Source organism: Actinopolyspora mzabensis, from assembly GCF_900101095.1.
GTDB classification, from domain to species: domain Bacteria; phylum Actinomycetota; class Actinomycetes; order Mycobacteriales; family Pseudonocardiaceae; genus Actinopolyspora; species Actinopolyspora mzabensis.
In genome coordinates this window covers 1-25759 of record NZ_FNFM01000001.1, presented here as the reverse complement: position 1 = coordinate 25759, position 25759 = coordinate 1, and the positions used below count along the sequence as shown (strand labels likewise).

The following is a 25759-nucleotide window of genomic DNA, read 5'->3' as shown; positions in this document are numbered from 1 at the left end:
CAGGACGCCCTTCAGGGGAGCCTCGCGCACAGCTGCGCGGCCGGTGGAGTCCCACGACTCGGCGGTTGCCAGGTCCGGGTACTGACGTCGGTGAATCCCGTCACCACGACGCTCTCGTGCAACGAGCGCAGTCCCCCGGCGAGCCACCGCTCGTGCGCCGAGAGCACCAGGCGGCCGCCTGGGCGCAGCACGCGGGCGAGTTCGACCAGTGCCTCGTGCCGGTCGGGCCAGAGCTGGACGTTGTTGACGGAGAGCACCACGTCGAACGAGCCGTCCGGCTGCCCGGTGCGCTCGGCAGTCGCCCGGACCAGCCGCACCCGCCCCCGCTTAACCTGATCGGCGCAACGCAGGCGGCACGCTTCGAGCATCAAGTCCGAGGGGTCGACACCGACGACCCGTCGAGCGCACCGCGCGGCGGTCTGCACCCCCACCCCGGGACCGGGCCCGACGACCAGCACTTCGTCCCGCCCGTTCGGCTCGGCCAGAGCCACCACCTCTCGTTCGGTGGCGGCGTTGCCACGGCTCATCAGACGTCCGCCCAGCCTCCCGAACAGGCCGCGCGGATGCGCGAATCCCCTCTCCGCCAACCGCTCGCCCAGACCAGCCATGCCGACATGGCAGCACAGGCAGCACCACTGAACATCCGGGACGACCCCGGGACTGCCCCTGAGCGGCTCGGGGCCGCTATCCGGGGCAGTGGACACTGATCAGCCTCTCAGCTCGTGTCGCCCTCCGGGGACGGATCGGGGGCGAGGCTCCCGTCCGGGGCGATGTGGTCGAAGATCTGCTCGATCAGGGTGCGAACGTGCGGATCGTCGACGGCGTAGAGGTGTCTGCGTCCGTCGCGGCGCATGCTGATCACCCCGGCCAGCCGCAGCTTGCTCAGGTGCTGGCTGGCCGTGGCGACGCTTACACCCACCTTTGCCGCCAACGTGCTCACGTCGGCCGATCCTTGTGCGATCAACCACACCAGGTGCAGCCGGACCGGACTGCCCAGCAGGGCGAAGGTGCCCGCCGCTTCGGACAGCTGGGCCTCGGTCGGTTCCGCCGAGCCGCAGGGCACGGACCGGTGTGCGTCGGGAGGAAAGTGCTGGTTCGCCATGGCCGGTCCGATTTTTCCCCATGCCGAAACGAGTCGGTTCGCCACCCCGCAAATGTTTCGTCGATTGCGAAAACAACGAAGTAAATGTGACGGTTCCCGAACGTTCCGGAGGAAAACGCCCACGCGCCCGGCTCGCCGGGCCCCGGTCACGAGGCGGGTGGGTGAGTGAGCCTCCGACCCCCGTGTCCCGACCGAGCACCCCAGCGGCGCTCGCCCTGCCGGGGCACCCGACCGTTCGGAGAAGAGACGTAGATGCCTACGAGGTTGCTGCGCCCACTGGGGCTGTGCGCGGTGCTGGCCCTCCCGGCGCTCGTCCTGCGGCTGACCGGGTACTCCGTGATCCCGCCCGTCGGACTGGTGCTGTTCGGGGCCGCGGTGGTCGCCTCCTCCTTCGTGCTGGCCTGGGCGGCCGAGGCCGCCCAGGTCGACATCTCGGGCGGGCTGGCCATCGCGGTGCTGGCCGTGATCGCCGTGCTCCCCGAGTACGCAGTGGACCTCTACCTCGCCTACACGGCGGGCGAGGAACCCGAGTACGTCTCGTACGCGGCGGCGAACATGACCGGCTCCAACCGCCTGCTACTGGGACTCGGCTGGTCGGTGGTGGTGCTGGTGACGCTGGCCCTGGCCCGCCACCGCAGCGGACGGACGGTGCGGGAGCTGGTGCTGGATTCCGGCTACCGGGTGGAACTCGGCTTCCTGGCCGTCGCCTCGCTGGCGGCCTTCGTCATCCCCGTGACGGGGGAGCTCTCACTGTGGCTGGGATTCGCGCTCATCGGGTTCTTCGTGTTCTACCTGTGGAAAGTCTCCCGCGCGGAGCCGGGGGAACCCGACCTGGTCGGCCCCGCGGCCACACTCGGAGGACTGCCGCGGCGTTCCCGCCGAGCGCTGGTGGTAACGCTGTTCGTGCTCTCCGCCGCGGTCATCCTCGCCAGCGCGGAACCCTTCGCCGACGCGCTGATCGAAACCGGCACCAGGCTGGGCATCGACCAGTTCCTGCTCGTGCAGTGGCTGGCACCGCTCTCCTCCGAGGCGCCGGAATTCATCGTCGCGATCCTGTTCGCCACCCGTGGCAAGGGTGCCGACGCGATCGGAACCCTGATCTCCAGCAAGGTCAACCAATGGACCCTGCTCGTCGGCAGTCTGCCGCTGGCCTACCTGATCGGCGGTGGCTCCACTGCCCTGTCGCTGGACGCACGACAGATCGAGGAGTTCCTGCTCACCGCCACGCAGACCGTGCTGGGAGTGGCGGCCCTGCTGGCCCTGCGCTTCCCCCGCTGGGCAGCCTGGACACTGCTGACCCTGTTCGCCGCCCAGTTCGTGTTCCCAGGGCAGACGGCCCGCTACGTGCTCGTCCTCGTGTACGCGGTCCTGGCGACAGGCGCGCTGGTGGCCAATCGCCACCACATCCTGCCCACTCTCGCGGCGCCTTTCAGAGGACGACAAAACGAGCGCGAGACCGCGGATACCGGCGATTCCCGGAAATCGGTGAACTCGCACTGAGCCGCTCGAGACCGAGAGGTTCACGGAAAGCTCGGGCACGAAGTGTCCGCCCCCTGGCGCGGCGGCGATTTCCAGCGGCGGCGATTTCCCGCGAAATCGCCGCGCCGAGGCGGGCGGAACGAACAGAGCAGAGCGCCCCGCGACCCGGAAACCGGGTCTCGGGGCGCTGCGACGGTGACGCGATCCGTGCGGTCATCGAGTGGCCGCGGAAGGTGTCACGCCTGGCGGACCGGGGTGACCTTCAGCTCGGCACCGATGACGGGCTCGTCGGGCCAGGCAACCTCGATCTGCTTGCGCTGCACACCGGTGGGCGCCTGGAACGAGACCGAGCCGAGCTCGTTGTGCTGCCCGATGGTGGGCTGGATGAAGTAGGACACTCCCGAGTGATCGGCATCGATGGTGACCGGCTCGGCCACGGTGTGCTCCGCGCGGGCCGAGATACCCGGCGCGGTCTCACCGTCGGGCTGGAAGAACCTCAGATGGGTGGGGAATCCCTGCATCAGGCAGTGGGTGTCGGCGTCGGCGGCGGTGTAGTGCACCGCGAAAGCCTGCTGCCCGGCACCCCCGTGCGGATCCTTGGTGATGTTGATCGAGAGATCGTTGGCGGTGCAGGAGGAAACCTGCGAAGAAGCCGACTGCGAAGCCGTCTCCACCGAGGCGGACCGCTCGTGCTGTGTGCCGGGGGTGGCGCCGAAAGCAGTGCCCACAACCGTTCCGGCGGCGAGGAAGGTGGCGGCGATGCCGGAGGCAATCGTCGAACGCTTCATGGCGGAATTCTCCTTGCTGCGGCGTGACAGAACGATCGAACCGATCGACTTTCATCCCGTAGGACGCCCATCCCCGAAAACGGTTCACCAGCAATGAAACACATCATACAAAAACAACCCGAACAATCCACGTGATTCCACGGACCACCGAAAACGAACAACCGGATCCACGAAATCGTCCCCAAAAGGAGCAACCGGGAAACGACGAAAACCATCCGAAAGACAACGGTCGTGTTTCGGACATATCCGAATTTTCCCGGTGAAACCCACCCGTTTCCGGTGATTTCCGGAATCTCCTACGGAGCCGGGCGGCGGTGGGCCGCCACCGGCACGTCGTACGTGTCGGCGAGTTCGGCGATGCGCAGGAGCGGGGTTATGCCGCCGACCCCGACCACGTTGGGTTGGACCACGTCACGGATCTCGCGCGCCAACGCGTCCCGGAACCGGCGCACGCCGCACAGGTTCTCGCCGATCAGCGACGTGACGATCTCGGAGTCCAGCTTCCACGAGGTGCGGGAGCCGATGCGCCCGGAGCACGTCTCGAACCTGCGGCTCGACGACGTGGAGATCAACGGCGAGCACCACGACGAGACGATGGACCGGTGAGTCCGACTCACCCCGCGCGGCCCTGGCCCGTTCGGCACCGGGACTACCGGACTGGGACTACCGGACCGGGACTACCGGTCGGCACCGGTTTCGGTGGACAGGCGGCGCAGCGCGGCGTCCGCGGCGTGTTGCACGTGGACACGGGCGACGGCCGCTGCCACGGCGGCGTCGCCCGCCGCGAAAGCCGCGACCAGCTGGTGGTGCTCCTGCCGGGCCTCCTCGTGGCGCGCCCCGGTGTTGGCGAGGTTGATGTAGCGCTCGCAGGTGTGCCAGAGCATTCTCACGTGGCGCCGCATCGTTCCTTCCCCCAACGCGTCGAAGGTGACGAAGTGGAAGGCGCGGTGCGCACGCAGCATCTCGGCCCGATCCACCTCGGGATCGAGGTCGTCCATCCGGTCCAGCTCGGCACGCATCGCGGCGGCGACACCGGCGTGGTCGGAGCGCACCGCACGTTCGGCCGCCATGACCTCGAAGGTTTCCAGCAGCCGGAAGCAGTCCTCGGCCTCCTGCTCGCGCAGCGGACTGACCACCGCTCCCCGGTGCGGATACACCTCGACCAGCCCCTCGGCCACCAGTTCCCGGAACGCCTCGCGCAACGGGACCCGGCTGACGTCGAGTTCATCGGCCAGTCCCGCCAGGCGCAACCTCGTCCCCGGGGGATAACTGCCGAGCACGATGCCCTGGCGGATCTGGTCGGCGACGACGTCGGTCCTGGTGTCGGCGGGCTCGTCGGTCGGGGTCACCTGCGGTTCCTCCTGCGGCAGCGCACCGGGCCAGTGTGCCACCGCGGAAACGCTCTCCGGGAACTCGCCGGAGCGGCCGGTCTCCCCGGCGAAACGAGTCCGCCGGGGCCACCCCGGAAGGGTCACACCTCGACGGCGGCACCGGGGAGACCGGCGAGCGGTGGCCCGATGTAGCTTTCCGCGAAGTTCCGCGCGTAGGCGGGTGAGTTCCGCAGCTGCCACAACCGCGACTGCTGGAGCCGCTGGCGGAAGGCGGCGTCCGGGGACTCGGAGGGATAGTAGGTGTGCGTCGTGTGCAGCAGTGCGTGGCTGAACTCCTGCGCCTTCCAGACGTCGGGTATCCGCCGCTGGGAATAGCGGTCCAGCACGCTCTCGTCCCCGGTGTCCAGGTGCTCGGTGACCGTGTGGGTGAATTCGGCCGCGTCGGCGATGGCGAGGTTCATCCCCTTGCCGCCGGACGGTGTGATGAGGTGCGCGGCGTCGCCGAGCAGGAAGACACGCCCGTGGCGCATCGGTTCGGTGACCCGGCTGTGCATCTCCAGGAGGTTCTTGCTGAAGATCTCGCCCTCGTGCAGCGTCCAACCGGGCTTGGCCAGTCGGGTACGCAGCTCCGACCAGATCCGCCGATCCGGCCACTCCTCGAGTGTCGCGCCGAGGGGAACCTGCAGGTGAAATCGGGTCACGGTGTCCGAACGCAGCAGGTGCCCGGCGAATCCGTTCCGGTGCTGCGCGTAGATCGTGTGCTCGGCGGAGGGCGGCGCGTGGGCGAGCAGGGTCAGCCAGCGGAACTCGTGCCGCATGGTGTGGTCGGACACCGCGTCATCGGGGACGCCGTCCCTGCAGGCACCGTGCTGACCGTCCGCTCCCGCCAGATAACGTGCTCGGATCACGGTGCCGTCGGCACAGCGAACCGTGGCGTGTTCGGAGTACCCGCGCACCGAATCGACCGCCGTCGCGTACCGCACGGTCCCACCGGCCCGCTCGTACGCGTCGAGCAGATCAGCGACGATCTCCTGCTGGGGGTAGACCCACTGCGGGATTCCGTCGTAGTGCGCGGAGCAGTCCGTGAAAAAGGCGGTGCCCTCGGAGCGGAACTCACAGCCCCGGTGCACCGCGCCCGCCGCGTGCAGTCCGCCCGCGAGTCCGTTCTCGGCGAGCAGTTCGACCGTGCGACGTTCCAGCAGTCCGGCGCGCGAGCGGCCGACCAACCGCTCACGGTCGCAATGGTCGAGTACGACGGTCTCGATTCCGCGCGCCAGCAGCAGGTTCGCCGTGGTCAGGCCCGCCGGGCCGGCTCCGACGATCACTACCGTGGTGTCGATTTCGGACACGTGCCACCTCCCGGGAGCGGGTCGCTCCGGCATGGCGGGGTTCCGCCCTTCGCGCCCCGGCTCGACCCAACCGGCCCGTGCGGTGATCCCCCGACCGATCACCCCACGGACTCCCATCGGTCGACGCCGGATAACTCGACAAGGCTAAGTTTAATTACATATTGACGTCAACAGTAGACACACGGAATACATAACAGGAACTTCGGCGTTGACCAGCCGCCTGGCCTCGTACTTTGAATTAAACTTGTGGTGCCGGCTCGGTACACCGGCACCACGGAACGACACGAGCGGCTGGACGGGAACATTCGAGACGGAGCACGCCCGCTACTGAGCACCACTTCCTGACCGGCACGGGGAACCCCGTACGTGACTCCGTGCCGAGCGGAGACGGCCGGTCGGTCGCACCGGCTCTCAGATCACCCCCATCCGTAACGCGTAGGCCACCGCGTGCGGTCTGTTCCGCAGCTGAAGACGACCGGTGATCTCGGAAACCACTCGCTTGACCGCCCGTTCGGAGAAATTCAACTCCTCGGCGATCTCGGAAGTGTCGAAACCGTGCGACATCAGCCGCAGCACGTCGATTTCCCTGGGAGTCAGGCCGGAGGCGTGCAGCCCGTTCGGCGCGAGAACCTCGCGCTGCAGCTGTTCGAAGTGCCGCAACAGCTCGCCGAGCATCGGCGAGGGCAGCAGTCCGCCCCCCGCCGCGGCGGTGCGAACGGCCTCCTCGATTCGCTCCCGGGAAGCGGCCTCCCGAGGCAGCACCGCGGCCACGTTGCACTCGACGGCCGGAACCAGGTCGTTGCGCGTGATCTCGCAGAGAATCATGATGACGGGTGCGTTCAGGGTCGCCTTGATCTTGCGCAGCGTCGAGGCCACGTCGACGGTCAGCCGCTCGGCCACCACGAGGACCACGTCCACCGGCGTGTGCTCCTCGGCGGGCACCACCTCGATGTTCGGCCGACTGTCCAGGTAATGGCTGACAGCCATGCTGGTCAACGGGTCCACGGTCCGCACGAACACTCGAATCGAGTTCACCGGAGCCTCCTAGCACCGCGAGCAATCGTCTGGGATGAAGTGTGTGAACGGCAAATTCAGCAGTGCTCAGCACGGATCGTCAGCACGGGCGCGGACAGCGACTCGAACCGGAACCTCCGCCGGAACCGAGCAAAAACGAGCAAAGTGTGAAACGGACAACAATCAATCTTTACCGACGGAATCACAATCTCTACTCCTGTTCCGGGATCCTCCGATCGAGCAGCGGTTTCGTCGGGCGCGCCCGTATCAATCGGGCTTCGACCGATTGGGTCAACTAGTTCTGCGGTACGACATAAAGGTATACACCGATTTCGTGACCGGTCAAGGTAAACGGGAGTAACTCCACCGGCGCGCAGAGCGCATCGACGCCCCCGAAACTCGCCGACGCGCAGGCCACAGGGCGGGAACCAGCAATCCCGAGGTAACGAATACTCGTTGCGCATCGATCAGACGCACGGCGCGGCGATGGCGGGAACCCTCCGCACGACAGCACCGAGGTGTTAAGAAAGTCTCACTCCGGACGATCTGTGATAAATTTCGACGCGACACGCATAAAAACATCGGAATATCGACATACGAGACACTCACGGCGTCGCGAAACACGGATGACGACCTCTCGTCCCGCCCCGCGGGTAAAGCCGAATCGACGAGAAAGGAAAATCTCGACACGTACGCCCGCAACCGCGAACAACAACGGAACGCGATCAAAATATGAACATAATTCTAATCAATACCTCGAAAAGCCGCTGCACTGTGCTTTCCGGCAACATGACGCGAAGCGCTTCGACCACGAAGCGTGACAGTCGACCTCCGGCGCTCCGCCACCCCCACGCCGGGAGGCGAACACGTCAGGAGCTCGAGACGAATCAACGGTTGACCGGAGATCAACGGCGGAGCGATACGTCTCCCCGCCGCACAGTTCCGACAACCGTTCGATGTGCCCGGCAACGCTCCCCGAGACGCCCACCACCACGACGGTTCCCGGAGATGCGGTCGCCTTCGCGGGAGCCGTCGCGACTTCGGAGTACTTCGGAGGAGCCGGCAGCGCTTCACCCGGGCACCGGACTCCGGTACCCGTGGAAGCTCCACGGGTCTCTGCCATCCAGCCGCATCCTGCGGTACAGCAGCACGATGTAGACCACGTCGAGCACCACCATCGTCGGTATCAGCACCAGGAAGAGTATCCGGGAGGGATAGAGCAGGAAGCCGGTCAGCCCGGCGGAGAACGTACCGAGGAACTTCGCCACTGCGATGTGGAGGGACTGCCCCACCGAGGAGTTCCGTCTACGCAGCATCAGGATGAACGCGGCGCTGAGGAACACGTTGATGATCATGCCGATGTACATGCCGTCCCGGTCGTGGAACTCGTTGGCACCGGCCATCACCACCAGCGAGGACCACACCGCGAGCCCGCCGAGCAGCACTCGGAACGTGAACCGGGGCAGGTGAGGATAGTCCCGCGGGCCGTAGCGGAACGCCTGGTAGAGCAGGAACACGTTGATCACCGCCCAGACCGTGTTGATCTGCCGCTGGCTCGGTGTCTGCTCCAGGATGAACCCGAGGCTGAACTCCCAGGAGAAGTTCACCGCCACCATGTAGGCGGGAATGGCGATCCTGCCGTCCAGGGCCGTCTGCCGGATGGACAGCAGGTAGGTCAGCAGCCAACCCACCACGGTCGGCCCCGCGACCGACCAGAAGAGCCACCCCGGGATGTCGACGGCCTCGATCGTGACCGGAGCGACGTCCGACATCGGGACCAGGAACGGTGGTAACCAGCTCAACTCGATTCCGTACCTCTCTCGAACGGCGCGAACGACGAACCCGACAGCACCACGAACACCTCCTGAGCAGCCGTCACGGGGGTTCGGCCCGCCCGACCCCACGAGAACCGAGCCCCCACACCTCACTAAAGCCCGGGAACGATCGAATCCAGCCCGAAGAACGAACCACCGTAGAGCTCGTGGCCCACCTGCACGTTGAGCATGGCGTGCCTGGCCGCGGTGTTGGCATCGCGCCAGTACTGCTGCATCGGGCTCGCCTCGGCGAAGGCCGAGGCGCCGTAGGCCCACATCAACTCGTCCAGCGCCCCGGTTATCAGCTTCACCGAGTGCGCCGCGTCGCCGCGAATCCTGCGCAGTTCGTTCTCGGGGACCGAGACCGCCCGCTCGGCGGCCGCGTCGATCGCGTCGGCCGACCGACGCACATGCATCTCGGCGGCGTCGATGTTCAGTGCCGTGCGTCCCAGTTCCGAGACGAACGTCGGGGATTCGGGCTGGCTGGCGTAGGTGCTCGGCGGGATCTTGCGCGACGGCGCCTTCTCGACCACGCAGGAGAGCGCGGCCTGCCCGATGCCGAGCACGACGGAGGCGCAGATGACCGCCATGGCCGCCACCGCCGGGGACCGGAACAGCGGGTTCAGCTCGAGGTCGGTGCTGTGCTGCCGCCCCAGCTGTATCTCGGCGGGAATCACCCGGTGCTCGGGGACGTGGACGTCCTCGGCCACGACGGTGTGACTTCCGGTGGCCCGCATGCCGACGGTGAACCAGGTGTCCTCGATACCGAGATCGCCGACGGGAACGAGCACGGACACCGGGCGCACGGTCTCGCCGCCGCTGTCGAGTTCCTTAGCGCTCAGTATCGCCCAGTCGTCGTGCAGGATGCCCGAGGCGTAGGGCCACTTGCCGGTCAGCGAGTACCCCCCTTCGGCCGGAACCAGCTCGCCGGCAGCGACGAAGATCGAGGCGAGCTTCGCCCCGGGGGCCTCACCGAACACCTCGTCCTGGGCGCGCACGGGGAACCTGCTCGCGAACAGGTTGGATCCGTTGATGTTGTTGACGACCCACGAGGTGGAGGGGCAGTAGTGCGAGAGTGCCTTGGTCACCTCGCTCAGGGTGCGCACCCCCGTCTCCAGCCCGCCGTAGCGGCGGGCCGTCCAGAGTCTGCCCACCCGGGACTCCTCGATCGCCCGAACGGTGGCGTCCGGAAGCCTGCGCTCGCGATCCCCGTCGGGAACGCCGTCCGCCAGTACCGGTCCGATCGATCGGACCCGTTCCAGCAGCTCGTCGCGCAGCTCCTTGGTGTCCTCGGTCGGACTCGTCATACGGCTGCCTCCTGGAGTGTGTCGTTGTCGATTCGCGCCCTACCCGCACACCTCGGGGCCGCTCCGCGGGCCCTCCGTGGCGTGATCGCGACGAGGAATGCCCCCCTCCGGGAGTCACCAGTCGGGCGGATCGGATATCAGGTTGGTGATGTCGAAGTAGTCGCGCCACGCGCTGATGCGACCGTCCCGGATCTCGAACGCGGCCATGACCTTCAGGTTCAGCGCGATGGGACTGCCGTCCGCACGGAGCATGTCCTCGACCCGTTCGACGAGCACGGTCTCGCCGGTGGTGACGATGTGCCGGAATCGCACCCTCAGCTGGGCGAAGTCGGCGGGCATCATCTCCAGGATCCGCCGTTTGCCGTGGCAGACCGGGGAACCGGGGTTCTCCCAGACGCAGTCCTCGGTCAGGAAACTCTCCACGGCGGAACGGACATCGGCCGGGGAGGGCCCCATTCGGCCCAGGAACTCACGAACCAGACTCCGATGTGCTGTGGCGGACACGATCAGCTCCCCGCCCCGCTCGTGACGGTGCGGCCGAGGATTCGGCCGAACGCGTCGTGCAGCCGCGCCTCGCTGTCGGTGCCGTCCTCGGTGGCGCGCCAGGCGACGTGGTTGTCGGGGCGCACCAGCACCGCGCCTCCGGTGCCGAGGCCCGCCGTCTCCCGCCAGGTGCCGTCGACGTCGACGTGCCCGTTGGCCCCGGTCGCGTCCTCGTCCTGCTCGCCGGGGTCGTGCTCCCCGATGGGCACGACGGCCAGCGACACGCCGTAGTCCTCGGCCACGCGTTCGGCCGCCGCCGTCCAGGAACCGCCCTGTTCACCGGTGAACAGCACGAAGCCGCCGTGGGCTCCGACGAGGTCGTGCGTGGACACGTCCCCGCCCCGCGCGAGGCGGGCGTGCGGCAGCCGGTGTCCCGGCCTGGTCATCGGCCGGTGCCCACACCCCATGGGGTCCCTGTCCGGCGGGGGTGTCCCGTCGGGAACCAGCGCACCTTCCTCGTAGGCGAATCCGATCTCGATGTCGTGCGCCTGGTACTCCACCCGCTGCGTGGCGAAGACCTCCGCTGCCCTCGCCCGCCGCGTCCGCCCCATCGGGGTGTCGGAGAACAACGCGCGAATGGTGGCGCGGGCCGATTCCAGCGGCTGACCCGGCAGCAGGCCGAGTCCCGCGTGGGCCACCGCGTGGTTGCGGAAGGCGTACATCGCCCAGCTCACGTTGCGGCGTGCCACCGGAAGCCGCTCCGCCTCGTAGGTGTCCAGCAGTCGTCGATCGGCGGTGCCGTCGAGCACCGCACCGAGTTTCCAGGCGAGGTTGTGTCCGTCCTGGATCGCGGAGTTCAGCCCGAGACCGGTGGCGGGTGGCTGGCGGTGGGCCGCATCGCCGGCGAGGAAAACGTTGCCGACGCGGAAGGTCCCGGCCACGACGCCCTCGGGCCGGTAGTTGCTCACCCGGTGTATCTCCAGGTCCAGGTCGGGCAGCTTGAGCAGCTGCCGAACCCGCTCGAGCATGGCCTCCTCACCGAGGTCCAACTCGCTGTCGGGGGCCGGATGGAAGTGCAGCGCCCACTCCCGGCACTTCAGTCCCCACTCCGGCCCGAGGGCGACCATTCCGTATCGGGAGATGGGGCCGCCGTCCATGCCGACGAAGTTGGTCATCAGCACCGAGTCACCGGGCCACCACTCGGCGAGGTCCGCGCTGAAGTGGACGGACACCACGTCGAGCGCGCCGCCCTCCCCCGTCATTTCCACACCGAGCTCGTCACCGATGCCGCGCCCGCCGTCGGCCGCGACGAGATAGCGGGCACGAACGGTGAAGCGGTGTCCGGTGGAACTCTCGGTCACCACGGCGGTCACGCCGGACTCGTCCCTGGTGAACTCCTCCATCACGTGGCCGAACAGCACGCCGTCTGGTGCCCGCTCCACGGCGTGCCGGTGCAGCAGCGGTTCGAGCCGGTGCTGCGGGAAGTTGGTCGAAGGGCAGGGGCTGTCGGCCAGGTAGGGTCCCGCCGTCGAGCCACCACCGAACGCGTCCATCCGGTGCAGATCCAGTGCGTCCAGCTCTCCGTCACCGGCCAGCGAGGTGCGCCAGACGACCTCGCTCATGTTCTCCAGCGGTGCGCTGCCGTGGTAGACCTCCGCCGCGAGGCCGTGCTGGCGGAAGATCTCCATCGTCCGCTGGTTCAGGTAGTGGGCTCGTGGCAACGCCGAGGGCGACTCGCGGCGTTCCACGAGAAGGTGCTCGACACCGAGATCGGACAGGAAGATCGATGTGGACAGACCACAGCCACCTCCCCCCACGACGAGTACCGGGATTTCGTGGTCGGGCATCGGTTACTCCAGCGACGATCGGACTCGGGGGAAACGACTGGCGGGCCCGTGGCGCGGGAAGCGGCCCGCCGTGGTGAGCGGTCCGGCCGCCGAGGCCCCGACCGCGGGCGCATCGCTCATGACGGCCGCTCGCCCTCCCGCACCGTGATGGCGGCCGAGGGGCACAGCAGCGCGGCCTCGCGGACCCGCTCGTGCTCGTGCTCGCCGGGGGTCTCGTCCAGCAGGACCACCACCCCGTCCTCGTCACGCTGGTCGAACACCTCGGGAGCGGCCGAGACGCAGTGGCCCGCTGCCACGCAGCGGGGCTGGTCCACGTCGACGTTCACTCTCGTGACCTCCTCATCGAAGTTCTCCGGTCGGGTTGTCGGGTCGCTCGCCCGGCGGAACCTCCCGCCGGCTCCGCCGCGGGGCCGCGACGTCGGAAAGCGGCACTCACCAGGTGACCGGCAGGTTGCGCACCCCGAAGACCAGCGCCTTGGTCCGGTACTCGATGTCCTCCTCCGGGCAGGCGAACCGCAGCGTGGGGAACCTGTTGAACAGCGCGGGCAGCGCGATGCGCAGCTCCATGCGCGCCAGCTGCTGGCCGAGACACTGGTGGGCGCCGTAACCGAAGGTGACGTGGTGCTTCGGGGGATTGCGCACGTCCAGCTCGTCCAGGTCCCGCTCCTCGGCCTCCGGCAGATCGCGGTTGGCGGCCAGCACCGAGACCACGACGCGTTCGCCTTCCCCGATCTCCTGGTCGCGCACGGACATGTCCGCCGCCGCCTGTCGTGGCATCGCGGTGGCCGGGGAGCAGTAGCGCAACAGCTCCTCCACGGCCCCGTCCACCGCGTCGGGCTCGTCGCGCACCACCGCGAGCTGATCCGGGTTGCGCAGCAGCAGCGTGGTGCTCGCGGAGAGCATGCTGGCCGTGGTCTCGTGCCCGGCTATCAGCAGCATGTTGCCGATCCCGACCAGCTCGTCGTCGGTCAGTTCGTCGCCGTGCTCCCGCACCACGCTCCCCAGCAGGTTGTCGCCGGGGCTCTCGCGGTGGGACGCGATGAGCGTGGCCATGTACTCGTCCATCTCGGCCAGGTTCCGGATCTGGGTCTCACGGCTGGTGTTGACGTCCAGTCCGACCTGGGCGCGATGCTGGAAGTCCGCGCGGTCCGCGTAGGGCACTCCCAGCAGTTCGCAGATCACCAGCGTGGGGATGGGGGTGCTGAACAGCTGCACGAGGTCGGCACCGGCACCTGCCTGCTCCACCGCGTCCAGCCGGTCCGAGACGATCCGCTCGATCATCGGCCGCAACGAGCGCACCCGCTTGACGGTGAAGGCTCCCGTGAGCATGCGTCGCAGCCGGGAGTGGTCGGCACCGTTGTAGTTGAGCAGGTTGCCCGGCTGGTTGAGCATGGTCCGCGGCGCCTCGGGGTCGAAGACGAATCCCATCCGCAGCCTGGTGTCGCTGAGCGCGTTCTTGGCGTCCTCGTAGCGAGTGATCGTGGCCGCCTCGAACTCGTCCAGCAGCGGGCTGGGCACCATGATCCGCGGCAGTTCCTCCGACCGCTGCATCTCGTACAGCTCGTCGGCTGGGGTGAAGGGGCACCCTTCCGCACGCGCGGCGATGGGTAGTGGTTTGGGCTCGTTCATGGGGTCTTTCCCTCTTGCTGAAGTGGTGAGCAACGGACGTCTCCACCGGGTTCGGGGCCCGGGGAAGTCAGCGCGGGGCCTCGACCCGGCGAGTTCCCGGGTAGAGCGGAGTCCCGCTCCGAAAGGGCTCGATCAGAACCTCCGGTCGGTGAGGAAGGCGGCCATTTCCAGCAGTTCCTCGCGCACGGACCGCGGCAGGCCGTCGTGTTCCAGGCATTCGCGCGCGCCCGCCACCCGGCGCGCCAGCTCCTCGTGGGTCCACTCGCGACCACCGGCGCGTTCCACCAGTTCGGCGACGCGGTGCACCTGCTTCTCGTCCAACGGCTCGGAACCGTGGTACAGCGCCGAGAGCTCGTCCGAGCCGCCCTCGTTCAGCGCGAACACCAGCGGCAGTGACTTCTTGCGCACCCTGATGTCCGCCAGCACCTGCTTGCCGGTGCGTTCCGGCTCGCCCCAGATCCCGAGCAGATCGTCGACCAGTTGGAAAGCGACTCCGATGTGTTCACCGAACCGGGCGAGGCGGTGTAGCAGTTCCGCCTCCGCGCCGAGCAGTTCAGCGCCGATCGAACACGCGCAGGAAAGCAGCGCACCGGTCTTGTCGCCCGCCATGCGCAGGCACTCGTCCAGTGTCACGTCGTCCCGCCGCTCGAACTCGACGTCGGCGGCCTGACCGCTGATCATGCGCCGCGTCGCCGTGGCCAGGGAGTTGGCCGCGGTTCCGGCACCCGGTTTCCCGCTGTCGAGCAGCACCCCGGTGGCCGCGGCCAGCAGCGCGTCACCGGCCAGGATCGCCCGCGGCACCCCGAACAGCGTCCACGCGGTCGCCCTGCCGCGCCGGGCCGAGTCGTTGTCCATGATGTCGTCGTGCAGCAGCGAGAAGTTGTGCACCAGCTCCACCGCCACCGCAGCGGCCACCCCGTCCGCCGGGTCGGCGCCCGTGCTCCGCGCTGACAGCAGGGCCAGGGACGGGCGTACGAGTTTGCCGCTCCACTCCTCGGTGGGCCTGCCCTGTTCGTCGGACCATCCGTGGTGGTAGCCGGCGACCAGTTCCGTCTCGTGGGACAGGTAGTCACGCACCGCGGCGCGCAGCGCGGGGCGCACCAGCGCGATGCCCGCGTCGAGCGCGTCGGGGGACCGTTCCGCGTGCGTCGTACTCATGGAACCACCACCGTGTCGGCGTGGGATGTTCCTCCGCCGCACCGAGCGCGGAACGGAGCGGCCGGCTGGTCCACTTCGGTGGCCGTCCGGTACCCCTCGGCGCCGGGTCGGGCCGGTGAGCTGTCGCGTGACATGGCGTTGCGCTCTCACTCTCTGCGACGATCGTCAATCGCGGGTCGGTAGCTCATCGGGAGTCGGGGTCGTCGGGCGGAACAGCGCACGACGCAGTACCCGCCGGGAGGTCAGCAGACTGCTGGGCGGTGCCAGCAGGAAGAGGACGTCGCGAAACGCGCGGCACACCACCGGATCGCCGGGCACCCGTTCGCGTACCCGTTCGAGGTACCGGTCGAGGACCCGATCGGCGGGGCCGTCGCGCAGCGCGTTCCCCTCGGCTCCGGGCATGGGACTGTCCGCGCCGGTGGCGACGTCCCAGGCGCCACGTGCCGAGGCCAGCACCGCCCGCTGGGCTCGACGCGTCGTGAGTCGGTTCCCGCTCGCGGCCAGCTGCCGGGACAGGGCCACGGCGTTCATGGCCGCGACAGAGATCCCCTGCCCGTAGACGGGGTTGAACGCGCAGAGGGCGTCACCGACGACGAGGAAACCGCTCGGGAGTCCGGAAGCGCGGTCGTAGCGACGACGCCTGTTCGCGGTGTGCCGGTACCCGACCGGGCGGGTGAGCGGTTCGGCCTGCCGCAGCCACCGGTGGGGCTCCGGGTGCGGAAGCGCGCGGGCGAACTCCACGAAACCGTCCGGATCGGTGGGAGGTGGATTCGCGCGGGGGCCGGACAGCGTCACCATCATGCGGTCGCCCTCCGCGGGCAACATGATGGCTCCCAGCGGCTGCGTCGCGTCGGGCACGAGGTAGAAGCCGCTCACGCGGTCGAGCGGCTCGCTGCTGTCGGTGCGGAAGGAGCACGTGGCGTAGGCACGGCCGGTCGCCAGTACCTCCTCCTGGGGGACGGTGACGCCGAGAGCGTCCAGCCACTCGGGAGTTCTGCTCGTCCGCCCGGTGGCATCGACCACCAGGTCGGCGTCGAGTTCCCGCTGTTCGCCGCGTTCGGACCCGCGCTCGCGGAAAGCGACTCCCGCGACGTGTTCGGAGTCGCCGAGCAGGCCGGTCACCCGAGCCGAGGTCCTGACGTCGATGCGGGGGTGGCGCTGCAGCACGCAGCGGCGGATCAGGTGCTCCAGCAACGGTCGTGAGGCGGTGACCACCGGCTCCGAGTGATGCTGCCGGGACACCCACTGCCCGGCCTGCCACACCCCGAGGTCGGCCGGAACCGACAGCGACGGGGCGCCTTCCCGGCGCAGCGACGGCGAGAGTTCGGGAAGCAGCTCGTCCAGCGCTCTGATACCGCTGGTGAGCAGCACGTGGGTGTGCGGGGACTGCGGGACTCCACCTCGGGCGACGGGGGTGTCCGGGTAGTGATCACGTTCCAGGACGGTGACCCGTTCGGCGTGCCCCGCGAGAGCGTGGGCGGTCAGCAGTCCGGCCACGCTTCCGCCGAGTACCGCGACGTGCCCGAGCGAACGGGTCGGAGCCGGTGCGCGCGACTGTCCGTTTCTCCTCAACACCCGGGTGGCTCCGTGGTGCTGCCGTCGCCGCCCCCGGCGATTTCCGTAGTTGCTTCGTCCATCCGCTGCCGCAGGTACTCGACCCCGGAGGTCTCCCCGGTGCCTTGCTGATCACCGAGCATGTGCTCCACGAGCTTGAGGTGGGTGTATCGCCAGCTCCGGGTCGCCGCGCGGAGCCGGACCAGTTCGCGCTCCGCGAGCTCGATCCCACCCGATTCGACCCCGCCGGCGGCGTGCCGCTGGGCGAGCCGGTGGGTGATCTCGAACAGCTCGTGGAACTGCTTGGACTGCAGCCCGCTGGCCGTCCCGAACCTGTCCCGGAACAGCTGGAAGTGTTCGGGCTTCAGGGAGCTCCGCAGCAGCACAAGGTGACTTTCCAGCGTCTCCACCACGCGTGCCGCGCGGTTGGCCCGGTGGTCGGAGCACTCGCTGTCGCAGAGTCCGGCCTCGATGTGCCGCAGATCGGTCAACGCCTGGCTGAGCAGCGTCTCGGACGCCTGGTGCACCACGATGAACAGCCGTTCGCCGTCGTGGATCTCGCGGTCGTCATCGGGAGTGAGCGGTTGCTGTAGGGACAACAACTGCTTCAGTTGCAGGTACTGGGAATAGGTCACGGTGCTCACCCGAACCATCTCCTCTGCGTGTCGGAGCGCTACACCAAACGACCCGTGGCGGTGAGTTCCTCCAGGGCGTCGCGGTGTTCGCCGGGAGGCAGTGCCTCCAGTGCCCGTGCCGCCATCCGGGCGTACCTGCGCGACATCTCGCGGGCCGAGTCCACCGCGCCGTGGGCCCGCACCAGGTCCCGCATGGCCTCGTAGCGCTGCTCGACCGGTGAAGTGGTGTCGGCGAGGATTTCCTCGATGAGTAGCTTCTCGTTCCGGGAGGCTCGACGATGCGCGAGCAACACCGGAAGCGTGGGCCTGCCGTTGCGAATGTCCGAGGTGTTGGGTTTTCCCGCTCTGGTGCCGTCGTAGGCCATCAGATCGTCCCGAATCTGATAACCGATTCCCAGAAAATTGCTGTAATTGTGCAACGCATCCAGGGATTCCTCGTCCGCCCCGCTCAATGTCGCGCCGAGACCGCAAGCCATCCACAGCAGTGCGCCGCTCTTGTCCTTGATCATGTCCCGATAAGTGGCGGTGGAACAGACGGTGCGCCCCATTCTGATTTCCTTGACGGCGGCGTCACCGATACGGAGTCCGGTTCGCGCCAGCACGTCCAGTCCCCGCGCGACGCGTGATTCGGGGACTCCCGCGCGCCCGCAGTCCGACAGCGCGGCGAATCCCTGGAAGAACAACCCGTCACCACCGACGATCGCGGTGGGGTGACCGAACGTCTCGTAGGCGGCGGACTTGCTGCGTCGTTCGGCGTCCTCGTCCACGATGTCGTCGTGCATCATGGCCCCGACCTGCACGCATTCCACCGCTACCGCGGCGGGGAGCATCGGAGCCAGCTCGCCGCCCACGGCGAGACCGGACCGGATCAGGAGCCAGGGCCCCATCATCTTGCCGAACGGCACCAGGCCGTAGCGCACCACTTCGTCGAGATCGGACGCGTCCTCGGGCCAGCGGTACTCGACCTCGGCACGGACCAGTCTGGCTATTTCGGGATCGGCAACCTGTGGGACATCGATCTCCGTCATGCCGTCGACTGTATGGGGACCCCCGTTCCATGTCGCTAGGAAGAGTGAACGCTGGCCCGAAGGGGAACGCCCAACGGACTTTTCGATCCGGAACCGGCGAAAACACCCTGGGCCAACCCGAATCATTCGACCGCGTGATGTCTTCCCGAATACGTGTTCGACAGTTCCGCGTCGGTTCGTGGGAAACGCGACCACAATGGCGACCGCCACCACGGGGCAGAATCCTCAGCGAGGTTCCAATCGGATCCGGTGGATTTCACCCATGATTCCGAACCCGCACAACGCCAGCAGCCCGTGGGCACCGACGAACCACAGGGCGGCGTCGAAGGAACCGGTCACCGAGAGGGTGTAGCCGATGACGACCGGGGTGACGATGCCCGCCGCGTTGCCGACGGCGTTCATCGTGCCGCCGACGAAGCTCGCGGCCCGCGGGGGTGCGATGTCGGTGGTGATGGCCCAGCCGAGCGCTCCGAGCCCCTTGCCGAAGAACGCGATCGCCAGGATGGTCAGGATCAGCCCCGTGCTGTCGGTGAGGGTGCAGAGCACCAGCAGCAGCACCAGCGACATCCCGATGACCGAGGGCGTCTTGCGTGCGGCGGTCAGCGAGTGACCCCGGCGAATCAACCGGTCGGAGAGCCAACCGCCGAGCAGCCCGCCGAGCAGCCCGGACAACGCGGGGATCGCGGCGGTGAACCCGGTCTCCAGCAGGGACAACCCGCGGGCCCGCACGAGGTAGACGGGCAGCCAGGTGATGAAGAAATAGGTCAGCGCGTTGATCGCGTACTGCGTGACGTAGACACCCCACAGCGGACGAGCCGACAGGATCCGCCGGACGGTCCCCCGATCCAGCCGCGCCGGTCGCGGTTCCGTTCCACCGCTGCCGGTCGACGACCGGTCCGCCGATTCCACCGCTGCCGGGCCGCTGCCATTGGCCGTTCGAGACCGCTCGACGGTGGCGTCGAGCCGGCTGAGTGGGTCGTCGAGCCCGGTCAGCGCACCACCGGATTCCATGTGGGCCAGTTCGGCGGAGGATACGCGGGGGTGGCGCGTGGGGCTCCGCATCCAACGGGTCCAGCTCGCCGCCAACACGACCCCGCAGACACCGAGCAGCACGAACACCCAGCGCCAGCCGAACTCGTGGGTGACCCACCCCATGAGGGGTGCGAACATCGCGGTGGCCAGGTACTGCGCGGAGGTGAACACCGCGGTGGCCCAACCGCGCTCGGCGGTGGGGAACCACATCGTCACCACCCGTGCGTTGGCGGGCAGCGCGGGGGACTCGAACGCACCGAGCAGCAGCCGCAGCAGGAAGACCGCGGCCAACGCCACCAGCACCGATGTGGTCAGCAGCCCCACGAGGCTGATCGCCGCGGTGGCGAGCGTCCACAGCACGATGCTCGCGGTGTAGACCCGGCGGGCCCCGAACCGGTCCAGCAGAATGCCGCCGGGCAGCTGCGCGAGCACGTAGGACCAACCGAAAGCGGAGAAGACGTAGCCCAGTTGAACCGTGGAGAACCCCAGGTCGGCGGCCATGTCGTCACCGGTGATCGACAGGCTGCCCCGTCCGGCGTAGATGACCGCGGTGATGACGAACAGCAGTCCGAGCACGAGAAGACGAGTGGGTAACCGCGGGGTTCGTCCGTGGTGGGAAACGTGGTTCGTCGAACTCGTCGCGGTCCCGGGCATCGGTGTCGCCTTTCCGTAGAGATGGTGTCGGTATCACCACCGCACGCACCGACCCCCTCCCCGGAACACACCATGACGGCCTGCACTGATGCCGTTCAAACACCCGTTTCGCATCGGACGATGCCCGAACGAAATCACCGCAGCGCAGTGCCGCCCCGATACAGTTCCCACTGTGACGTAAATTTCTCGCGAAATCGCCGCGCCCGCGGAGCGCTCAAGCCGCGCACCGACCCCCTCGCGGGCCGCACTCCGACCGCCCTCGCGGGCCGAGCTCCGACCATCCCTGCAGGCGGCACCGCCGCGGGTTCTCCGGTGCGGCTCTCGCGAGGAAGGCCCGACGTTGTGTAGGTCGCTACCCGATGTCGGGCCTCCCCGCAGCGAGAGCCGTGCGGGAGGTTCCGCCAAGCGAGTAACCACGAAGAACGAGCGGAGAACTCTTCACTATCCGGCTTCGGCGAGGTTGTCGGTTATGACTCCGACCGTTTCGAGCAGCGTACGCGTCACCGTCCTGAGGTTCGTGCGGCTCACCGCCCCGGCGACGGCGACGGCGGCCGACGGAGTGTCATCACCGAGGAACACCGGGGCGGCCACCTCCACCAGTTCGGGATCGTGTTCGCTCCTGAGGCAGGCCACACCGGTACGCCCGATCAGCTCGAACTCCCGCTTGAGCCGACTCGGATTGGTCATCGCCCCGGGCGCGTACACGGCGGAGGCGGCCTCGTGGAACTCCACCCAGTCGCGCGAACTCCCCGCGAGCAACAACCTGCCCACGGCGGAACGGTGCACCGGGACGGGGTGCCGAAACGCGCGGGCGATCCGGGCGTCCTCCCGGTGGTACAGCGTCCCCGCGTAGCGCACCCGCGCAGCGGAGAGCATCCCGACGCTCACGACGCAGTGGACCTGCCGGAACAGGTCTATCAGGTGGGGCGTGATCGCCTCGCTGAATTCCTCCACCCTGGATTTGCCCCGGACCGCGGACAAGCGGGAAAAATAGTCACCGAGCTCGTACGCCTTGGTCTCCAGGCGCACCACCGCACCGATATCCGTCAGAACTCGCATCAGTCGATGCAGCGTCGACTTGGGGAAATCAACTCGCTGGGAAATCTCGGACAGGGTAAGCGGCTTCGACGACCCCGATATTTCCTCGAGAACGACGAAAGCCTTCCGCAAGGGTTCGCCCGGGCTCTCGGTCATATCCCTGCGCATGGTCTCGATCGTCCCGAGAATCCGGGTGAGACGGACGGGCCCCGGACAGCGTGCGCGAGTTTCAACGCGTTACCTCCACTGCTTTCCTCCCCTTCCCGCCACACGCTTTCTAGCGTGCCGACGGAATCGGAAAAAGACCGTGCGAAACGACTGTCCCCTGCATTCACCGATCCTGGCACGTAACGACTCCGTTCCGTAACCGGCTTCACACCGTCCCCGGGCAGGACTGCGAAGAGCAGCGGAGTTCTGAAAAACGGAACGGGCCGTTGAGGAGACGATCGCCGTTACCTAGCGTCCGGAATCATGGCACCCAAGAGTTCGGGCGAGCACACCCAGGACGACGACACTCGTCGGATCCTGCTCGCCAGTCCAAGGTCCTTTTGCGCCGGAGTGGAACGAGCCATCGAGATCGTCGAACGAGCTCTGCAGTCATACACGCCCCCGATCTACGTCCGTAAAGAGATCGTGCACAATTCCTACGTCGTCGACGACCTCGCGAGCAAGGGCGCGATTTTCGTCGAGGAGCTCGACGAGGTGCCCGACGGAGCGACCCTGGTCTTCTCCGCGCACGGGGTCTCCCCCGCCGTGCGGGAGGAGGCCGACCGCAAGAACCTGGACGTCATCGACGGCACGTGTCCACTGGTCAGCAAGGTCCACGCGAAAGCGCGCCGCTTCGCCGCCCGCGGCGACACCGTGGTTCTCTTCGGGCACTCCGGACACGAGGAGATCGAGGGCACCTACGGCGAGGCACCCGAGTCCACAGTGCTCGTCGAGAGCGCGGACGAGGTGGCCGACCTGTCCGTGCCCGACCCGGATCGGGTCTCCTACCTGACCCAGACCACGCTCGCCGTGGACGAGACCAACGATTTCGTGCGGGAACTGCGCGAGAAGTATCCGAACGTGAGCGAACCGGCCTCGGAGGACATCTGCTACGCCACCACCAACCGGCAGCACGCGCTCAACGAGGTCATCGCGGAGTCCGACCTGGTCCTGGTGGTCGGCTCGACGAACTCGTCCAACTCGGTACGGCTGGTCGAGATATCCCGACGGCAGGGAACGCCCGCGGAACTCATCGACGGCGCGGAGGACATCACCGCCGAGTGGCTCGACGGGGTGCGAACCATCGGCGTAACAGCGGGTGCGTCGGCACCGCCGAAGCTGGTCGACGAGGTCGTCGAGGCACTGCGCGGTTTCGGACCCGCGACTGTGGCGGAACGCGAGTTCACCCACGAGACGATGCACTTCGAGCTCCCGTCGGTGCTGCGCGGCACCGGGGAAGGCGCGGCGGAACGGCCCGCCGGTAACGACGGCAGCTGATCGGGCCTTCCCGATCGGGCGGGGTGGTCGGTCGCGGAACCTCCGCCGGAACTCGACGTGGGGGAGGCGACACCGGGCGAAACCCCGCCCGCCGCAGGGATCGAACACTCTTCACGCAGGAGGAACGGGCAGCACGATATGACAGCCGGCTTACTGAGCAGTATCACCAGTCCGCAACGACTCAAGGAACTGGAACCGGAACAACTGGACGGCCTGGCCACCGAGATCAGGGAATTCCTCGTCGACAGGGTCGCCCGCCTCGGTGGGCACCTCGGCCCGAACCTGGGCGTCGTCGAGTTGACCATAGCGCTGCACCGGATCTTCGACTCGCCCGAGAACCGGATCGTGTTCGACATCGGTCACCAGGCATACGTCCACAAACTCTTCACGGGCAGGCAGGAGGAGTTCGGCTCGCTGCGCAAGGCGAGCGGGCTCTCCGGTTATCCGCTCCGCGCGGAGTCCGAGCACGATCACGTGGAGAACTCACACGCCTCCACCGCGCTGTCCTACGCGGACGGTCTGGACAAGGCCCGCCGTGTGCTGGGAGAAACCGACGAAACCGTGGTCGCGGTGATCGGCGACGGCGCGTTGACCGGCGGCTTGGCCTGGGAGGCGATGAACAACCTGGGCAGCGATACCGGACGGGTGGTGGTCGTGCTCAACGACAACTGCCGTTCGTACGGCCCCACGGTGGGCGGGCTCGCCGAACATCTGGCCGAGCTGCGCGCGGGCACGCATCACGGACCGAACCTGTTCGAGGACCTCGGCTTCGCCTACAGCGGACCGGTGGACGGGCACGACATCGCCGCGACCGAACGGGCGCTGCGACACGCGGCGGAGCTGCACAGCCCCACGGTGGTGCACTGCGTCACCGAGAAGGGGCGGGGTTACTCCCACGCGGAGAACGACGTCGCCGACCGCATGCACGGCATCGGACCCATCGATCCCGAGGCGGGCACCCCACTCGCCGCCTCGGCGCCGAACTGGACCAAGACGTACGGCGCGGAGCTGACGAAGCTCGCCGAGGAGCGCCCCGAGCTCGTGGCGGTGACGGCGGCGATGCTGCGCCCGGTGGGGCTGCTCGAGTTCGCCGAGCGGTTCCCGGAGCGGGTGTTCGACGTGGGCATCGCCGAACAGCACGCCGTCACCAGCGCGGCCGGGCTCGCCATGGGTGGGCTGCACCCAGTGGTCTCGTTGTACGCCACGTTCCTCAACCGCGCGGTCGATCAGATCATGATGGACGTGGCGCTGCATCGACTGCCGGTCACCTTCGTGCTGGACCGCGCCGGAATCACCGGGCCGGACGGCCCCAGTCACCACGGCATGTGGGACCTGGCGCTGCTGGGCACCGTCCCGGAGGTCCGGGTGGCCGCACCCCGGGACGCCACTCGGCTGCGCGAGCTGCTGCGCGAGGCGGTCTCGACCCAGGACGGGCCGACCGCGCTGCGCTTCCCGAAGGGGAGCGTGGGTGCCGACGTTCCCGCCCTCAACCGCATGGACGGGCTGGACATCCTGTTCCGCAGCAGGTCCCAACCGCTGGATGTGCTGCTCGTGAGCACCGGAACGCTGGCGGGACCCGTGGTCGAGGCTGCGAACGCTCTCTCGGAACAGGGCATCGGCGTGACGGTCGTGGATCCGCGCTGGCTGTTGCCGGTCTCCCCCACGCTGGTCCACCTCAGCTCCCGGCACCGGCTGGTTCTCACCGTCGAGGACGGCGTGCGGAACGGGGGCGTAGGTGCGGCACTCGCACAGTCCTGCACCGAGGAGCACGTGGCCACCCCGGTGCACAACCTCGGGCTGCCGCGTTCTTTCGTGGATCAGGGCGACCGCGGCGGGATTCTGGCCGACAACGGCCTCAACGCCGATGCCATCGCCGAACACGCCCGAGCGCTGCACGACGAACTCGGAAATCGGAACCAGACTCGCCTGGAAGGAACCTCCCATTGACACAGGTGGCGCTCGGCATGCCGACCACTCCCCCGCCAGTGCTGTCCGAACGTCGCGAAACCCGCCAGCTGCGGCTGGGACCCGTCGGTGTCGGTAGTGATCACCCGGTCTCGGTGCAGTCGATGACCACGACGAACACCACCGACATCAACGGCACGCTGCAGCAGATCGCCGAGTTGACCGCCTCGGGCTGTGACATCGTGCGTGTGGCGTGCCCGACCGCCGACGACGCGGCGGCGCTGCCCGCGATCGCCCAGAAGTCGAAGATCCCGGTGATCGCCGACATCCACTTCCAGCCGAAGTACGTCTTCGCGGCCATCGAGGCGGGCTGCGCCGCCGTGCGGGTCAATCCGGGCAACATCCGCAAGTTCGACGATCAGGTCAAGGAGATCTCCAAGGCGGCCAAGGACCACGGCACGCCGATCCGCATCGGCGTCAACGCGGGCTCGCTGGACAAGCGTCTGCTGGAGAAGTACGGCAAGGCCACACCGGAGGCGCTCGTCGAGTCGGCGTTGTGGGAGGCCTCGCTGTTCGCCGAGCACGACTTCCACGACGTCAAGATCTCGGTCAAGCACAACGATCCCGTGGTGATGGTGCGGGCCTACGAACTGCTGGCCGAGCAGTGCGACTACCCGCTGCACCTCGGTGTGACCGAGGCCGGTCCGGCGATGCAGGGCACGGTCAAGTCGGCCGTGGCCTTCGGTTCGCTGCTGCGGCAGGGCATCGGCGACACGATCCGCGTGTCGCTGTCCGCCCCGCCGGTCGAGGAGGTCAAGGTCGGCACCCAGATTCTGGAGTCGCTGAACCTGCGGCCGCGCAAGCTGGAGATCGTCTCCTGCCCGTCCTGCGGCCGGGCGCAGGTCGACGTCTACAAACTCGCCGACGAGGTCACCGCCGGTTTGGAGGGCATGGAGGTTCCCCTCCGCGTGGCCGTGATGGGCTGCGTGGTCAACGGTCCCGGTGAGGCCCGCGAGGCCGACCTCGGGGTGGCCTCGGGCAACGGCAAGGGGCAGATCTTCGTCAAGGGCGAGGTGATCAAGACCGTGCCGGAGAACCAGATCGTGGAAACCCTCATCGAGGAAGCC

At 68.0% G+C, this 25759-nt stretch carries 24 protein-coding genes; 5 read left to right on the top strand and 19 right to left on the bottom strand.

The window, feature by feature from the left end:
• Positions 1–11 precede the first annotated feature (11 nt).
• Together BLR41_RS00115 and BLR41_RS00110 are read right to left on the bottom strand one after the other, a co-directional pair.
• Positions 12–608 (bottom strand): class I SAM-dependent methyltransferase, encoded by a 597-nt coding sequence (locus BLR41_RS00115; protein ID WP_092625143.1) that lies wholly within the window; start codon positions 606–608, stop codon positions 12–14.
• 107 nt (positions 609–715) lie between these two features.
• Entirely contained in the window at positions 716–1102 is a 387-nt protein-coding gene (locus tag BLR41_RS00110; RefSeq protein WP_092625141.1) for an ArsR/SmtB family transcription factor, read from the bottom strand.
• Positions 1103–1354: 252 nt separating this feature from the next.
• On the opposite strand from BLR41_RS00110, the gene BLR41_RS00105 reads away from it, so the two are divergent.
• Complete coding sequence (locus tag BLR41_RS00105; RefSeq protein WP_092625139.1) at positions 1355–2602, top strand: sodium:proton exchanger; 1248 nt, start codon at positions 1355–1357, stop codon at positions 2600–2602.
• Between the two features lie 215 nt (positions 2603–2817).
• Here the strand turns inward: BLR41_RS00105 and BLR41_RS00100 are convergent, their stop codons facing one another.
• Both BLR41_RS00100 and BLR41_RS23245 read right to left on the bottom strand, forming a co-directional pair.
• On the bottom strand, positions 2818–3369 hold the full coding sequence (locus tag BLR41_RS00100; protein ID WP_092625137.1) for a hypothetical protein: 552 nt from the start codon (positions 3367–3369) through the stop codon (positions 2818–2820).
• A 296-nt stretch (positions 3370–3665) separates the two neighbouring features.
• On the bottom strand, positions 3666–3821 hold the full coding sequence (locus BLR41_RS23245) for an enolase C-terminal domain-like protein (protein WP_245693672.1): 156 nt from the start codon (positions 3819–3821) through the stop codon (positions 3666–3668).
• Between the two features lie 28 nt (positions 3822–3849).
• Here BLR41_RS23245 and BLR41_RS23585 point away from each other — a divergent pair, with 28 nt between their 5' ends.
• Positions 3850–3975 (top strand): hypothetical protein, encoded by a 126-nt coding sequence (locus BLR41_RS23585; protein WP_281240917.1) that lies wholly within the window; start codon positions 3850–3852, stop codon positions 3973–3975.
• 71 nt (positions 3976–4046) lie between these two features.
• On the opposite strand, the gene BLR41_RS00090 is transcribed toward BLR41_RS23585, so the two are convergent.
• From BLR41_RS00090 to BLR41_RS00020, 15 genes are all read right to left on the bottom strand, one after another.
• On the bottom strand, positions 4047–4844 hold the full coding sequence (locus tag BLR41_RS00090) for a GntR family transcriptional regulator (protein WP_245693671.1): 798 nt from the start codon (positions 4842–4844) through the stop codon (positions 4047–4049).
• Positions 4841–6049, bottom strand: a complete 1209-nt coding sequence (locus BLR41_RS00085; RefSeq protein ID WP_092625932.1) for a 4-hydroxybenzoate 3-monooxygenase — start codon at positions 6047–6049, stop codon at positions 4841–4843. Before BLR41_RS00085 ends, BLR41_RS00090 begins: the two co-directional genes overlap by 4 nt.
• A gap of 411 nt (positions 6050–6460) precedes the next feature.
• On the bottom strand, positions 6461–7084 hold the full coding sequence (locus tag BLR41_RS00080) for a helix-turn-helix transcriptional regulator (RefSeq protein ID WP_092625133.1): 624 nt from the start codon (positions 7082–7084) through the stop codon (positions 6461–6463).
• A gap of 1049 nt (positions 7085–8133) precedes the next feature.
• The gene (locus tag BLR41_RS00075; protein ID WP_092625131.1) at positions 8134–8865 is read right to left on the bottom strand and encodes a transmembrane-type terpene cyclase; all 732 of its coding nucleotides are present in this window, start codon (positions 8863–8865) and stop codon (positions 8134–8136) included.
• 125 nt (positions 8866–8990) lie between these two features.
• Positions 8991–10184, bottom strand: coding sequence for an acyl-CoA dehydrogenase family protein (locus tag BLR41_RS00070; RefSeq protein WP_092625129.1), 1194 nt, complete (start codon positions 10182–10184; stop codon positions 8991–8993).
• A 114-nt stretch (positions 10185–10298) separates the two neighbouring features.
• Positions 10299–10688 (bottom strand): limonene-1,2-epoxide hydrolase family protein, encoded by a 390-nt coding sequence (locus BLR41_RS00065; protein ID WP_092625127.1) that lies wholly within the window; start codon positions 10686–10688, stop codon positions 10299–10301.
• Positions 10689–10690: 2 nt separating this feature from the next.
• Positions 10691–12514, bottom strand: coding sequence for an FAD-dependent monooxygenase (locus BLR41_RS00060; RefSeq protein ID WP_092625125.1), 1824 nt, complete (start codon positions 12512–12514; stop codon positions 10691–10693).
• A gap of 116 nt (positions 12515–12630) precedes the next feature.
• On the bottom strand, positions 12631–12840 hold the full coding sequence (locus BLR41_RS00055) for a ferredoxin (protein ID WP_092625123.1): 210 nt from the start codon (positions 12838–12840) through the stop codon (positions 12631–12633).
• Positions 12841–12946: 106 nt separating this feature from the next.
• A complete protein-coding gene (locus BLR41_RS00050; protein WP_092625121.1) occupies positions 12947–14143 on the bottom strand; it encodes a cytochrome P450 in 1197 nt (398 codons plus the stop codon).
• Between the two features lie 132 nt (positions 14144–14275).
• Positions 14276–15301, bottom strand: a complete 1026-nt coding sequence (locus BLR41_RS00045) for a polyprenyl synthetase family protein (RefSeq protein ID WP_092625119.1) — start codon at positions 15299–15301, stop codon at positions 14276–14278.
• A 165-nt stretch (positions 15302–15466) separates the two neighbouring features.
• Complete coding sequence (locus BLR41_RS00040) at positions 15467–16876, bottom strand: FAD-dependent oxidoreductase (RefSeq protein WP_218119823.1); 1410 nt, start codon at positions 16874–16876, stop codon at positions 15467–15469.
• Complete coding sequence (locus BLR41_RS00035; RefSeq protein ID WP_176797742.1) at positions 16870–17499, bottom strand: tryptophan 2,3-dioxygenase family protein; 630 nt, start codon at positions 17497–17499, stop codon at positions 16870–16872. The genes BLR41_RS00040 and BLR41_RS00035 overlap by 7 nt, the downstream gene beginning before the upstream one ends.
• Before the next feature lie 29 nt (positions 17500–17528).
• The gene (locus BLR41_RS00030) at positions 17529–18518 is read right to left on the bottom strand and encodes a polyprenyl synthetase family protein (RefSeq protein ID WP_092625115.1); all 990 of its coding nucleotides are present in this window, start codon (positions 18516–18518) and stop codon (positions 17529–17531) included.
• Positions 18519–18743: 225 nt separating this feature from the next.
• Positions 18744–20204: an MFS transporter gene (locus tag BLR41_RS00025; protein WP_092625113.1), complete on the bottom strand. Its 1461-nt coding sequence runs from the start codon at positions 20202–20204 to the stop codon at positions 18744–18746.
• A gap of 441 nt (positions 20205–20645) precedes the next feature.
• On the bottom strand, positions 20646–21398 hold the full coding sequence (locus tag BLR41_RS00020; protein WP_281240921.1) for an IclR family transcriptional regulator: 753 nt from the start codon (positions 21396–21398) through the stop codon (positions 20646–20648).
• 315 nt (positions 21399–21713) lie between these two features.
• Between BLR41_RS00020 and BLR41_RS00015 the strand changes: the two genes are divergently transcribed.
• The 3 genes from BLR41_RS00015 to ispG all read left to right on the top strand — a co-directional run.
• Positions 21714–22727, top strand: a complete 1014-nt coding sequence (locus tag BLR41_RS00015) for a 4-hydroxy-3-methylbut-2-enyl diphosphate reductase (protein ID WP_092625109.1) — start codon at positions 21714–21716, stop codon at positions 22725–22727.
• Positions 22728–22865: 138 nt separating this feature from the next.
• Positions 22866–24674, top strand: coding sequence for a 1-deoxy-D-xylulose-5-phosphate synthase (locus BLR41_RS00010; RefSeq protein WP_092625107.1), 1809 nt, complete (start codon positions 22866–22868; stop codon positions 24672–24674).
• Positions 24675–24691: 17 nt separating this feature from the next.
• Positions 24692–25759: flavodoxin-dependent (E)-4-hydroxy-3-methylbut-2-enyl-diphosphate synthase (gene ispG, locus BLR41_RS00005; protein ID WP_092625928.1), on the top strand; the 1068-nt coding region annotated here is incomplete at its 3' end.

Coding starts and splice junctions, on each gene's coding strand:
- BLR41_RS00115 (WP_092625143.1), bottom strand. CDS start 608: ATGGCTGGTCTGGGCGAGCGGTTGGCGGAGAGGGGATTCGCGCATCCG.
- BLR41_RS00110 (WP_092625141.1), bottom strand. CDS start 1,102: ATGGCGAACCAGCACTTTCCTCCCGACGCACACCGGTCCGTGCCCTGC.
- BLR41_RS00105 (WP_092625139.1), top strand. CDS start 1,355: ATGCCTACGAGGTTGCTGCGCCCACTGGGGCTGTGCGCGGTGCTGGCC.
- BLR41_RS00100 (WP_092625137.1), bottom strand. CDS start 3,369: ATGAAGCGTTCGACGATTGCCTCCGGCATCGCCGCCACCTTCCTCGCC.
- BLR41_RS00070 (WP_092625129.1), bottom strand. CDS start 10,184: ATGACGAGTCCGACCGAGGACACCAAGGAGCTGCGCGACGAGCTGCTG.
- BLR41_RS00060 (WP_092625125.1), bottom strand. CDS start 12,514: ATGCCCGACCACGAAATCCCGGTACTCGTCGTGGGGGGAGGTGGCTGT.
- BLR41_RS00050 (WP_092625121.1), bottom strand. CDS start 14,143: ATGAACGAGCCCAAACCACTACCCATCGCCGCGCGTGCGGAAGGGTGC.
- BLR41_RS00045 (WP_092625119.1), bottom strand. CDS start 15,301: ATGAGTACGACGCACGCGGAACGGTCCCCCGACGCGCTCGACGCGGGC.
- BLR41_RS00030 (WP_092625115.1), bottom strand. CDS start 18,518: ATGACGGAGATCGATGTCCCACAGGTTGCCGATCCCGAAATAGCCAGA.
- BLR41_RS00025 (WP_092625113.1), bottom strand. CDS start 20,204: ATGCCCGGGACCGCGACGAGTTCGACGAACCACGTTTCCCACCACGGA.
- BLR41_RS00020 (WP_281240921.1), bottom strand. CDS start 21,398: ATGACCGAGAGCCCGGGCGAACCCTTGCGGAAGGCTTTCGTCGTTCTC.
- BLR41_RS00015 (WP_092625109.1), top strand. CDS start 21,714: ATGGCACCCAAGAGTTCGGGCGAGCACACCCAGGACGACGACACTCGT.
- BLR41_RS00010 (WP_092625107.1), top strand. CDS start 22,866: ATGACAGCCGGCTTACTGAGCAGTATCACCAGTCCGCAACGACTCAAG.